The organism is Allorhizobium paknamense, from assembly GCF_030815125.1.
GTDB classification, from domain to species: domain Bacteria; phylum Pseudomonadota; class Alphaproteobacteria; order Rhizobiales; family Rhizobiaceae; genus Allorhizobium; species Allorhizobium paknamense.
Genome location: NZ_JAUSWH010000008.1, coordinates 180125 through 192401, shown reverse-complemented (window position 1 = coordinate 192401; position 12277 = coordinate 180125). Strand labels below are relative to the sequence as shown.

Genomic DNA, 12277 nt, shown 5'->3' with positions numbered 1-12277 from the left:
CCTCACATATTGCCGGTGGCAGCGCGCACCAGCATTTCCGGCGTCAGCCCTTCCCGGTCGTAAAGGCCTGCCATCAGGCCCTCGCGCATCACCATTACCCGGTCTGACATGCCGAGAATTTCCGGCAGTTCGGACGAGATCATCAGGATCGAAAGCCCCTCTGCCGCCAGTTCGGAAATAAAGCCGTGAACGGCAGCCTTGGAGCCGATATCGATGCCCTTGGTGGGTTCATCGAGAATGATGACCTTCGGCTTCGTCGCCAGCCATTTGCCGATCACTACTTTCTGCTGATTGCCGCCGGAGAGCGTGCCGACCGGCACGGAGAGGGCAGCAGCCCTCAAATCCAGCCGTTCCGCATAATGCCGCGCCAGCCTGAATTCCTCCGCAACCCGCAGGAAACCCTTGCGCGACGTCTGTCCGAGCGATGGAAGCGACATGTTCTGATAGATCGGCATTTGCAGCGCGAGCCCATGGCGGCCCCGCTCTTCCGGAACATAAACGATACCGGCGGCAATCGCGTCAGCGGAGGAGGCAATCGAAAGCGCCCTGCCCTCCAGCGACAATGTTCCGGAAGACGGACGCGTAATACCGAACAGCGCCTGGCACAGTTCGGAGCGCCCGGCGCCGATCAGACCGTAAATGCCGAGAATTTCGCCCCTCTTCAGGTCAAAGGAAATATCGCGAAACTCGGTGGGGTGGCTATATCCCTGAACCGACAGCACCGGCCCACCAATCTGCGCCTTCGCCTTGGGAAAAACGTCATGCACGTCGCGCCCCACCATCAGCCGCACGATCTCCTCCTGCGGCGTGGTTTGCAGCTTTCCGGCCCCCACCATGCGGCCATCCCGGAAGACGGCGTAATTTTCGGCAATCTCGTAAAGCTCATCGAATTTATGGCTGATGAAAAGGATCGCCTTGCCCTGCGCCTTCAGGCCGTTGACGATGCGAAACAGATCGTCAATTTCCTTGCGTGACAGGGCCGCCGTCGGCTCATCCATGATGACGATGCGCGCTTCCACCGAAAGCGCGCGCGCAATCGCCACCAGATGCCGCTGGGCGATGGAGAGATCCTTCAAGCGGATCGACGGATCGATGTGGCTTTCCAACTGTTCCAGCAGCGCCCGGGCGCGCGCGTGAATGCGCTGCCAGTCGATCAGCCCGAGACGCGTGCGCGGGGCATGGCCGAGAAAGATGTTTTCCGCCACGGTCAATTCATCGAACAGCACCGTTTCCTGGTGGATGGCCGTAACGCCGGCATCGATGGCATCCTGAGCGCTGGCAAACTGTACCGCTTGACCGTCAATGCGGATTTCTCCTTCATTCGGTCGGTAAATGCCGGTCAGGATTTTGACGAGCGTCGATTTTCCTGCGCCGTTTTCACCGATCAACGCCGTCACTTCGCCCGGATAAAGCGCAATATCCACCCCATCCAGCGCTTTCACGCCGGGAAAGATCTGCGAAATGCCGCGCATTTCCAGCACCGGTCCTGCATGGGCCGGAGCGGAAGCCGCGTTTGTCTGGAGTTGGGCGCTCATCATCATGTCCTGGATTTCAAATGCACGGATCCGGGGCCTGCATCCGCAGGCCTCGAATTTTCGACAAATCCGTTTGGTCTGGAGCATTTCCGGACGAAATGCTCCAGAAAGACCGATCAGAAGATCTTTGAAAACTGATCGATGTTCTTGGCGTCGTAGACGAAGGGATCGGCCATAGCGGCCTCACCATTGGCGCCGATCTTGATGGAGCCCATGCGACCTGCGGGAATTTCCGTTCCCGGCTTGCCGGTCGCATCCCCCTTGACGAGGTGATAGGCGATCTGGGTGGCCGAATAGCCAAGATCGATGGGGTTCCAGATTGCAAATTCCTTCGTGGCGCCGGACTTGATGGCGCCTGCCATTTCAGAGGGCAGGCCAAGCCCGGTCACGTAGACCTGGCCGATCTTGCCGGCATCCTTCACGGCCTGTGACGCCGCCAGCACGCCAACCGTGGTCGGCGCCACAATCACCTTCACGTTCGGCTTCGAGGTCAACAGACCATTGGCCTCGCGATAGCTCTTGTCAGCCAGATCGTCGCCGTAAACCGTGGTAACGAGGTTCAGGCCCGGGAAATCCTTGAGCTGCTTCTTCATCTCCTCGATCCAGATATTCTGGTTGGTCGAGGTGGTGGTGGCCGAGAGAATAGCGAAATCACCCTTGCCATCCGGCAGGTGATCGGCGGCGAGTTTGAGGCACATCTTGCCGATCAACTCGTTGGACGAAGGATTGAGATGCAGGATACGGCCTGCCGGTGCAACGCCGGAATCCCAGGAGATGACCTTGATACCGCGCTGGGCGGCTTTCTTGAGCGCCGGCACCACGGCATCCGGATCGTTGGCGGAAATGGCGATGGCGTCCACACCCTGCGCGATCAGCGAGTTGATGACCTCGATCTGGCCCTCCGCCGTCGTCGTAGTCGGGCCGGTATAAATGATCTTCACGCCGCCGATGTCCTTGGCGGCCTCTTCCGCGCCCTTGTTGGCAGCCTCGAAAAAGCCGTTGCCGAGCGATTTCACCACCAGCGCGATCTTGACATCAGCCGCATTCGCCATGCCCGTGGTGGCCACGAAGGCAATGCTGGCTGCTCCGAATAAACGTCTTGTCAGTTTCATGTTCATCCTCCCTTTTGATTGACCTTGCTCCCCAGCGGCCAAAGCTTGAGCATCCCCGTGCGAGCGCTTTTGTCAGCGCTTGTGCAAGGGCCCCAACCCGTTCATGCGACCGAAGAAGAGCCCTCCTTTTGCGACGACGCCATGGGCTTTACCGTCAGCAATTTCACCCCGGCCGCCTCCACCATGGCGGCGGCCTCCTCCGGCACACCATCATCGGTAATGATGGTGGAGACATTTTCCAGCGGGCACAGGATCATGCTGGACCGCCGGGAAAACTTTGTAGAATCGACCATGACGATCAGTTCCTCGGCCTGACGCATCAACCGCTGCTCGCTCTGAATGACCAGCGCGTCCGGCTCCATCACGCCAAGTGCGCTGATGCCCTGCGCGCCGATAAACATGCGTCTGCCATAAAAATTCCGGATCGCATCGTTCTCGAACGGCGAGAGAATCAGGCTCTGGTCCCGATAGATCGCGCCGCCCGGCACATTCACCGTGCACTTCGAATTCTTGATAAGATGTTCGGCAATGGCGAAGGAATTGGTCATCACCTGCAGCCGCCGCGCGGCCATGAAATGCACCATCTGAAAGGTCGTGGTGCCGCCATTGAGGATGACCGAATCACCCTCCTCACATAATTCCACCGCAGCGCGCGCAATTGCGCGCTTTTTATCGATATTGATCGATTCGGAAACGCGAAAGGGCCGCGCCGCCAGATTGCCAAGCTGTGGCGGATGAATCGCTTCCGCACCGCCCCGCACCCGGCGAAGCTTGCCCTGCACATGCAAAGCCGCGATATCGCGCCGGATCGTCGCCTCGGAAGCTTCCGTCAACTCGGCAATATCCTGCACCGTGATCACAGGCTTCTCCTGGATCGCGCTCAAGATAATCCGATGGCGTTCGCGTTCGTGCATGGGGTCCTCCTGACGGAAATTAATTCAGAAAGCTTTTACGTAGTCAATCACAATCGATCAAAAAAGATTATATTGCAGCGCAATAAGAATGTTTATGATCGTTTTTGATTGACACGACACGTTTGCCTGCGCAATACCACTGCAGGAAGGAACGCCGTGTCCTGTGGGTGCGGCCACAACACCATATCGGGAGGATTGCCAATGACGGGCCAGCCCCGCCTACTCGAAAACCGCTGGGACGACGCTTATGCCGCAACGCTCGATGAGCCCGGCAAGCTGCTTTACCGTTCCAATCTGCTGGGCGCAGACAAGCGCATCACCAATTACGGCGGCGGCAACACCTCTGCCAAGGTGATGGAGAAGGACCCGCTGACGGGGGAGACCGTCAAGGTTCTCTGGGTCAAGGGTTCCGGCGGCGATGTCGGCACCATCAAGCTCGACGGCTTTGCAACCCTCTATCAGGACAAGCTGGAAGCTCTGAAGGGGCTTTACCAAGGCGTTCACGATGAAGACCGCATGGTGGGCTTCCTGCCCCATTGCACCTTCAACCTCAATCCGCGCGCGGCCTCCATCGACACGCCGCTGCATGGCTTCGTGCCCTTTACGCATGTCGATCACATGCATCCCGATGCGATCATCGCCATCGCAGCATCGAAGAATTCGCGCGATCTGACGCAGCGGATTTTCGGAGACGACATCGGCTGGTTGCCCTGGCGCCGCCCCGGTTTCCAGCTCGGTCTCGATCTGGAAGCCTTCGTCCGCGCCAATCCGCAGGCCAAGGGTGTGGTACTGGAAAGTCACGGCCTCTTTACCTGGGCCAATGATGCCAGGGCCTGCTATGAACTCACGCTCGACATCATCAACAAGGCCATCCTCTGGTTTGCCGGAGAAACGGAAGGCAAGACCATCTTCGGTGGCGCCGTAACCCAAAGCCTGCCTCAGGCAGAACGCCGCGCAATCGCCGCCAGGCTGATGCCGGAAATCCGTGGCCGGATCGGCAACGCGGAGCGCAAGCTTGGTCATTTCGATGATCAGGATGCGGTGCTGGAATTCGTCAACTCCAAGGACCTCAAGCCGCTCGGGGCGCTTGGCACCTCCTGCCCCGATCACTTCCTGCGCACCAAAATTCGGCCGCTGATCGTGGAATTCGATCCGGCAAAGCCGGATGTAGAGGCGGTGATTGCCGGCCTGGACAAAGCACTCGAGGATTACCGCGCCGATTACAGCCGCTATTACAACACCTGCCGCCACGACAACTCGCCGAAAATGCGTGATCCCAACCCGGTGATCTTCCTGATCCCCGGCATTGGCATGCTGTCCTTTGCCAAGGACAAGGCAACGGCGCGTATTGCCGGTGAGTTTTACGTCAACGCCATCAATGTGATGCGCGGCGCGTCCACGGTGTCCGAATATCAGGGCCTGCCCGAGCAGGAAGCCTTTGACATCGAATACTGGCTACTGGAAGAAGCGAAGTTGCAGCGCATGCCAAAGCCGAAAAGCCTGGCTGGACGCGTTGCCTTCATTACCGGCGGTGCCGGGGGCATAGGCCGGGCTACGGCAGAGCGTCTTGCCTCTGAAGGGGCATGCGTGGTTCTGGCAGATATCGATCAAAATGCGCTGGCTGCAACCGAGCAGGACTTTGCAAAACGTTTCAGCAGCGATGCCGTGCGCAGCGTCGTTCTGGATGTGACGAAGGAAGACGCCGTCCTGTCCGCTTTTGCCGAGGCTGCCATCGAATTCGGGGGGGTGGACATCCTCGTTTCCAATGCCGGAATTGCGTCCTCCGCCCCGGTGGAAGAAACGACGCTTGCCATGTGGGACAAGAATATCAACATTCTGGCCACCGGTTATTTCCTGGTATCGCGCGAGGCCTTCCGGCTGTTCCGCCGTCAGAACATCGGCGGCAACATCGTCTTTGTCGCCTCCAAGAATGGTCTTGCCTCGTCTCCCAATGCGTCCGCCTATTGCACGGCCAAGGCGGCGGAAATTCATCTGGCGCGTTGCCTTGCTCTGGAGGGTGCGGAAGCGGGCATCCGCGTCAACACCGTCAATCCCGATGCCGTGCTGCGCGGCTCGAAAATCTGGAATGGGGAGTGGCGTGAACAGCGCGCAGCCTCCTCGAAGATCGAGGTGGACGAGTTGGAGGAACATTACCGCAAGCGCTCGATGCTGAAGCTGAATGTGCTGCCGGAGGATATTGCCGAAGCCATCTACTTCCTCGCGTCGGACGCCTCGGCCAAATCCACCGGCAACATCATCAATGTCGATGCCGGGAACGCCCAGAGCTTTACGCGATAAATCAGCCCTCCCCTCTCCCGGAACCAACCGGGAGAGGGATCATCTGTTTGGGAGGAGCCAATGACCGATCTTCTGATTTCCGGCGATGTGATTGCCGCCGACAATGAAAAGCGCGCAGCCGCGCTCAAAAGCGATTACGAGGCGCTGGGCGCAAAGCTTTCGCGCCAATCCGTTGATATCGATAGGATAACCCGAAAGGTCTCCGAGTTTTTCGTGGCCGTCCCCTCCTGGGGTGTGGGCACCGGCGGTACGCGCTTTGCGCGGTTTCCGGGCCTCGGCGAGCCGCGCAACATTTTCGACAAGCTGGAAGATTGCAGCGTGATCCAGCAATTAACCCGCGCCACTCCGACGGTGTCGCTGCATATCCCGTGGGACAAGGCGGATCCGAAAGAGCTGAAGGCCAAGGGCGCGGCGCTGGGCCTTGGCTTCGATGCGATGAATTCCAACACATTTTCCGATGCGCCGGATCAGGCGCATTCCTATAAATATGGCTCGCTCTCGCATGTCGATGCCGGTACGCGCCGTCAGGCGGTCGAGCATAATCTGGAATGTATCGAGATCGGCAACGCCATCGGCTCGAAGGCGCTGACGGTCTGGATCGGCGATGGTTCCAACTTTCCGGGCCAAAGCAATTTCACCCGGGCCTTTGAACGCTATCTCGATGCCATGCGCGATATCTACAAGGCGCTGCCGGAGGATTGGCGGCTGTTTTCCGAACACAAGATGTATGAACCGGCCTTCTATTCCACCGTCGTACAGGATTGGGGCACCAATTACCTCATCGCCCAGACCCTGGGCGAGAAGGCCTACTGCCTGGTGGACCTCGGCCATCACGCCCCGAACACCAATATCGAAATGATCGTGGCCCGGCTCATCCAGTTTGGAAAGCTCGGCGGCTTCCATTTCAACGATTCGAAGTATGGTGATGATGACCTGGACGCCGGTTCCGTCGATCCTTATCGCCTGTTCCTCGTCTTCAACGAATTGGTGGATGCAGACCATCGTGGCGTAAAAGGCTTCCACCCGGCCCATATGATCGACCAGAGCCACAACGTGACCGATCCCATTGAAAGCCTGATGGCCAGCGCCAACGAAATCCGCCGCGCCTATGCGCAGGCTCTTCTGGTGGATCGCGGCGCCTTGGACAGCTATCAGGCCGATAATGACGCATTGATGGCAACAGAAACCCTCAAGCGTGCCTATCGCACCGATGTCGAACCGATCCTTGCCGAAGCCAGACGGCTGAATGGCGGTGCAATCGATCCCGTTGCCGCCTATCGCGCCAGCGGCTACCGTCAAAAGGTTGCCAGTGAGCGTCCGCAGGTCAAGGGTGGCAGCGGCGGCATCGTCTGATCACATTTTCATTCATGCTGCCAGTTGTTGCTGAAACGGCTGGCAGCATTCCTCCGCGGCAACCGGAAAACGCTGCCTTTTTCTGATAAATCCGGTAAGGAAAAGTCTCTTGTTTTTTCCGGGAGACTTGCGTGAGCGGCCGCCATACCACCCCCTCAAGCGACAGCCACAGCTGTTGTGTGTGCCACAAAAAATTTCCGCTGAAGCGCCTTCATTCCCTGCAGCATCTGCGCCCGGCGACCCTGCAATTGATGGAGGAGGATCTTGGCGAATTGCCGGAAAACGGCTTTATCTGCGAGGACGACCTCAACACGCTGCGCCGCCGGCATGTCGAAAAACTGCTGGAAGACGAACGCGGCGAGCTTTCGGCCCTCGACCGCCGGGTCATCGCCGATCTTGGCAGTGGTGCCTCCACCGTTCAGCAGGTAAGCCAGGAGGGAGAACGCAGGCTTTCCTTCGGGGACAAGGCCGCGGACGCTGTTGCCTCTTTCGGCGGCTCCTGGAGCTTTATTCTGCTCTTCACCGCCATCCTCGTCATCTGGATGGTGATCAACACCATCGGCCTCTTTTCCCAGCCCTTCGATCCCTACCCTTTTATCCTCCTCAATCTCGTTCTGTCCTGCGTCGCAGCCCTTCAGGCTCCCATCATCATGATGAGCCAGAAGCGGCAGGAGGAAAAAGACCGGCAGCGGGCGGAAAACGATTACATGGTCAATCTGCGCGCCGAACTGGAGATCCGCCAATTGCACGAGAAGATCGATCACCAGATGGCACGGCAATGGGAAAGGCTGGCAGAACTCCAGCAAATTCAAATCGATCTGCTTGAAAGACGGGCAACCGCGGAAAAATACGGCAAAGAATAATCTTTATTAGGTAATTTTAATATTGCAGTAATGGAATCCCGCTAGTGTCCTTTATACAGGGATTGGAAAGCCTTCCGCCTCCCCTCAGGCGCTAACGCTCTCCTGTCACGTTCCTGTGGCCAACCCGACGCTGTTCCCCTAGCAGATCGGGATTTTTTTAAGCACCGCGCACCCCCGCGCGGTGCTCTTTTTTTTTCAGCCTCATTCCCCCATTCTCAAAGCTGAAAGCCAGAAATGGAATGAACATTCCATTTCATTGCTTGAGAACTATCAATTTGCGGTCATTTCCTCTGGCATTTCGGGAATCCCCATTGACGACCGCAGCAGAAAATGGAATAAATTATCCGCCACCGAAGCAATACGGTTCTTTTATTCCGCGCGACTCAGGTCCACGGGGTTGCGGGGGTGGCCACCGGCTGGGGAGCGGCCGGTTCCAGCATTTCTGGGGGTGCGCCGGACACCCGCCGAGGAGGATTCAATGAGAAAGCTTATTTTGGGCGCAGCCGTTTCTCTCATGCTGTCGGGCGTAGCGCATGCGGAAACGATTGGCGTCTCCATGGCGCTGTTCGACGATAATTTCCTGACGGTCCTGCGCAACGGCATGCAGGATTATTCGAAGACCCTGAAGGGCGTTTCCCTGCAGATCGAAGACGCGCAGAACGACGTTGCCAAGCAGCAGAGCCAGATCCAGAATTTCGTGGCCGCTGGTGTGGATGCCATCATCGTCAACCCGGTGGATACCGATGCGACGGCCGCCATGTCGAAGATTGCCGCCGATGCAGGTGTGCCGCTGATTTTCGTAAACCGTCAGCCTGCCAATCTCAACCAGCTGCCAGAAAAGCAGGCTTTTGTCGGCTCCGACGAGCATCAGGCAGGAACGCTTGAAACCCAGGAAGTTTGCCGCCTGCTGAAGGGCAAGGGCAATGCCGTGATCATGATGGGCGAACTGTCGAACCAGGCTGCTCGCGTTCGTACCCAGGCTGTGAAGGATCTGGCTGGCAAGGGTGATTGCGCGGGCCTGAAAATCGTTGAAGAGCAGACGGCGAACTGGTCGCGCACCCAGGGCGCCGACCTTGTGACCAACTGGCTTTCCGCCGGTCTTCAGTTCGATGCCGTGATTTCCAATAATGACGAAATGGCCATTGGCGCTATTCAGGCCCTCAAGGCCGCTGGCAAGCCGATGAATTCCGTCGTTGTCGCCGGGGTCGATGCCACGCAGGATGCACTGGCCTCCATGTCGGCCGGCGACCTCGATGTCACCGTCTTCCAGAACGCCGTTGGCCAGGGCAAGGGTGCAGTGGACGCAGCGGTCAAGCTGGCCAAGGGCGAAAAGGTCGAGCGCAATGTCAACATTCCGTTCGAACTGGTCACGCCTGCCAATCTGAGCAAGTACCAGAACAAGAACTAAGAGAGCAGATGGAGGGGCTGAAACGTCCCTCCATGACACAGCCGGACAGGTGGAGTCCCGGCTGATGATCTTATCTAACGGGAGGAACACATGGTCAGTCCGACAACGATGGCGGCTGTCCGCAAGAGCGGCGCTGTTCCCAACAGCGAATTTTTGCTGACGGCGGAAGGGGTCCGCAAGGAATTTCCGGGTGTTGTTGCTCTTGATGACGTTACCTTCCGCCTGAAGCGCGGCACCGTTCATGCCCTGATGGGTGAAAACGGTGCTGGCAAGTCCACCCTGATGAAAATCCTCGCCGGCATCTATCAGCCCGATAGCGGCACCGTGCAGCTCAAGGGCATGGATATACAGCTGAAATCCCCCCTCGATGCGCTGGAAAACGGCATTGCCATGATCCATCAGGAACTGAACCTGATGTCCTACATGACCATTGCCGAAAACATCTGGATTCGCCGCGAACCGCTGACCCGTTTCGGCTTCGTGGACCATGCGGAGATGTATCGGCGCACCAGCGCCCTGTTCGACCGGCTGAATATTTCCCTCGACCCCGATATGACCGTTGGGGAACTGTCCGTCGCGAACCGCCAGATGGTGGAAATCGCCAAGGCCGTCTCTTACGAATCCGATGTCCTGATCATGGACGAGCCCACCTCCGCACTGACGGAGCGGGAAGTCGAGCATCTCTTCCGCATTATTCGCGATCTCCGCGCCCAGGGCATCGGCATCGTCTACATTACCCACAAGATGAACGAGTTGTTCGAGATTGCCGATGAATTTTCCGTCTTCCGCGACGGCAAATATATCGGCACCCATGCTTCCTCCGATGTCACCCGCGACGACATCATCCGCATGATGGTCGGACGCGAAATCACCCAGATGTTTCCGAAGGAAGAAGTCCCCATCGGCGATGTCGTTCTCTCCGTGAAAAACCTCACGCTGGACGGCGTTTTCCGCGATGTATCCTTCGACCTTCGCGCCGGTGAAATTCTTGGACTGGCCGGTCTCGTGGGGTCTGGCCGCTCCAATGTTGCGGAAACCCTGTTCGGCGTCACGCCCGCAACCTCCGGCTCCATCGAGATCGATGGCAAACCGGTGGTCATCGACACACCCGGCAAAGCCATCCGCAACCGCATGGCTTTCCTGACAGAGGACCGCAAGGATACGGGCTGCCTGCTCATTCTCGACATTCTGGAAAACATGCAGATCGCTGTCTTGCATGACAAATATGTCAAATCCGGCTTTGTGCAGGAAGCGCAGGTTGCTGCCGATTGCGAGGAAATGGCGCGTAAACTGCGGGTGAAGACGCCCAACCTGTCCGAGCGGATCGAAAACCTTTCCGGCGGCAATCAGCAGAAGGTACTGATCGGTCGCTGGATGCTGACCAATCCCCGCATTCTCATTCTCGACGAGCCGACGCGCGGTATCGATGTCGGTGCAAAGGCAGAAATTCACCGGCTGGTCTGCGAGATGGCGCGAAACGGCGTCGCCGTGCTGATGATCTCCTCCGAAATGCCGGAGGTACTGGGCATGAGCGACCGGGTGATGGTCATGCATGAGGGCCGCGTCACCGGCTTTCTCGATCGGGCGGAAGCCACACAAATCAAGGTCATGGACCTCGCCTCGCGGTGATGAAACACCAAGCGGATCAGGGCAGGAATGACAGGGAGGATTCGATGAATAACGATGTTGCAACATCAGCAACCCCGCTGCGGACGGAAAGAAACCGCAAGCGCCGCATGCCGCCTGAAGCCAGCATTCTGCTGGTGCTGATCGGCATTGCGCTGCTTTACGAGGCATTGGGCTGGATCTTCGTGGGCCAGAGCTTCCTGATGAACCAGCAGCGCCTGACCATCATGATCCTGCAAGTCTCGGTCATCGGCATCATCTCGGTGGGCGTTACGCAAGTCATCATCACCGGCGGCATCGACCTCTCATCGGGCTCCGTGGTGGGTATGACGGCCATGATCGCCGCCAGTTTCGCCCAAAGCTCCACCTGGACACGGGCGCTTTACCCCTCGCTGACCGACCTGCCTTTCATCGTGCCGATGCTGGTGGGGCTTGCCGTCGGTCTGCTGGCGGGCTTTATCAACGGCCAGTTGATCGCGCGCACCAAAATTCCGCCCTTCATTGCAACGCTCGGCATGTATGTCTCCGCGCGCGGTCTGGCAAAATGGTACACCAAGGGTCAACCGATCTCCGGCTTGACGGACAGCTTCAATTTTATCGGCTCGGGCGCCTGGCCTGTCGTGGTTTTCCTGACCGTTGCCATCATCTTCCACATTGCCTTGCGTTACACCCGCTATGGCAAGTTCACCTATGCCATCGGCGCCAATATGCAGGCCGCGAGGGTCTCCGGCATCAATATCGAGGCGCATCTCGTCAAGGTCTATGCCATTGCAGGCCTGCTGGCAGGTCTCGCCGGTATCGTGACGGCAGCCCGCGCCCAGACGGCTCAGTCCGGCATGGGGGTCGGCTATGAACTGGACGCGATTGCCGCAGCCGTTATCGGCGGCACGTCGCTGACAGGTGGCGCCGGACGCATTACCGGCACGGTCATCGGCACTATTATCCTTGGCGTGATGACCTCCGGCTTCACCTTCCTCAGGGTGGACGCCTATTACCAGGAGATCGTCAAAGGCGTGATCATCGTTGCGGCTGTGGTGGTCGACGTTCATCGGCAGAAGAAGCGCAAGACCCGTTAGGGCACAATCCGGCCGGAGTGAAACGAGGATCGATAAGATTGTGCTTCAAAAATAAAACGTTAGAGCGCCGATCTGATTCAATCAGATCGAAA

General features: G+C 58.2%; 9 protein-coding genes. 6 read left to right on the top strand and 3 right to left on the bottom strand.

Features of this window, described 5'->3' with window-relative positions; genetic code table 11:
- Positions 1-2 precede the first annotated feature (2 nt).
- The 3 genes from QO005_RS13990 to QO005_RS13980 form a co-directional block, all read right to left on the bottom strand.
- On the bottom strand, positions 3-1538 hold the full coding sequence (locus QO005_RS13990) for a sugar ABC transporter ATP-binding protein (protein ID WP_370878075.1): 1536 nt from the start codon (positions 1536-1538) through the stop codon (positions 3-5).
- Between the two features lie 113 nt (positions 1539-1651).
- Positions 1652-2587, bottom strand: a complete 936-nt coding sequence (rhaS, locus tag QO005_RS13985) for a rhamnose ABC transporter substrate-binding protein (protein WP_370878074.1) — start codon at positions 2585-2587, stop codon at positions 1652-1654.
- A gap of 161 nt (positions 2588-2748) precedes the next feature.
- Positions 2749-3561: a DeoR/GlpR family DNA-binding transcription regulator gene (locus QO005_RS13980; protein WP_307158661.1), complete on the bottom strand. Its 813-nt coding sequence runs from the start codon at positions 3559-3561 to the stop codon at positions 2749-2751.
- 201 nt (positions 3562-3762) lie between these two features.
- Between QO005_RS13980 and QO005_RS13975 the strand changes: the two genes are divergently transcribed.
- The 6 genes from QO005_RS13975 to QO005_RS13950 all read left to right on the top strand — a co-directional run bounded on the left by QO005_RS13975 (position 3763) and on the right by QO005_RS13950 (position 12185).
- Positions 3763-5859 carry a bifunctional rhamnulose-1-phosphate aldolase/short-chain dehydrogenase gene (locus tag QO005_RS13975; protein ID WP_307158660.1) on the top strand — a complete coding sequence of 699 codons (2097 nt, stop codon included), beginning with the start codon at positions 3763-3765 and terminating at the stop codon, positions 5857-5859.
- 60 nt (positions 5860-5919) lie between these two features.
- Entirely contained in the window at positions 5920-7212 is a 1293-nt protein-coding gene (rhaI, locus tag QO005_RS13970; RefSeq protein WP_307158659.1) for an L-rhamnose catabolism isomerase, read from the top strand.
- A gap of 131 nt (positions 7213-7343) precedes the next feature.
- A complete protein-coding gene (locus QO005_RS13965; protein ID WP_307158658.1) occupies positions 7344-8075 on the top strand; it encodes a DUF1003 domain-containing protein in 732 nt (243 codons plus the stop codon).
- A gap of 478 nt (positions 8076-8553) precedes the next feature.
- The gene (locus QO005_RS13960) at positions 8554-9483 is read left to right on the top strand and encodes a sugar ABC transporter substrate-binding protein (protein ID WP_307158657.1); all 930 of its coding nucleotides are present in this window, start codon (positions 8554-8556) and stop codon (positions 9481-9483) included.
- A 90-nt stretch (positions 9484-9573) separates the two neighbouring features.
- Positions 9574-11112, top strand: a complete 1539-nt coding sequence (locus QO005_RS13955; protein WP_307158656.1) for a sugar ABC transporter ATP-binding protein — start codon at positions 9574-9576, stop codon at positions 11110-11112.
- 44 nt (positions 11113-11156) lie between these two features.
- Entirely contained in the window at positions 11157-12185 is a 1029-nt protein-coding gene (locus QO005_RS13950) for an ABC transporter permease (protein WP_307158655.1), read from the top strand.
- Positions 12186-12277: the final 92 nt, after the last annotated feature.

What these genes read in the sequence shown, in the direction of transcription:
- QO005_RS13990 (WP_370878075.1), bottom strand. Translation starts at nt 1,538, where the DNA reads ATGATGAGCGCCCAACTCCAGACAAACGCGGCTTCCGCTCCGGCCCAT.
- rhaS (WP_370878074.1), bottom strand. Translation starts at nt 2,587, where the DNA reads ATGGCGAATGCGGCTGATGTCAAGATCGCGCTGGTGGTGAAATCGCTC.
- QO005_RS13980 (WP_307158661.1), bottom strand. Translation starts at nt 3,561, where the DNA reads ATGCACGAACGCGAACGCCATCGGATTATCTTGAGCGCGATCCAGGAG.
- QO005_RS13975 (WP_307158660.1), top strand. Translation starts at nt 3,763, where the DNA reads ATGACGGGCCAGCCCCGCCTACTCGAAAACCGCTGGGACGACGCTTAT.
- rhaI (WP_307158659.1), top strand. Translation starts at nt 5,920, where the DNA reads ATGACCGATCTTCTGATTTCCGGCGATGTGATTGCCGCCGACAATGAA.
- QO005_RS13960 (WP_307158657.1), top strand. Translation starts at nt 8,554, where the DNA reads ATGAGAAAGCTTATTTTGGGCGCAGCCGTTTCTCTCATGCTGTCGGGC.
- QO005_RS13955 (WP_307158656.1), top strand. Translation starts at nt 9,574, where the DNA reads ATGGTCAGTCCGACAACGATGGCGGCTGTCCGCAAGAGCGGCGCTGTT.
- QO005_RS13950 (WP_307158655.1), top strand. Translation starts at nt 11,157, where the DNA reads ATGAATAACGATGTTGCAACATCAGCAACCCCGCTGCGGACGGAAAGA.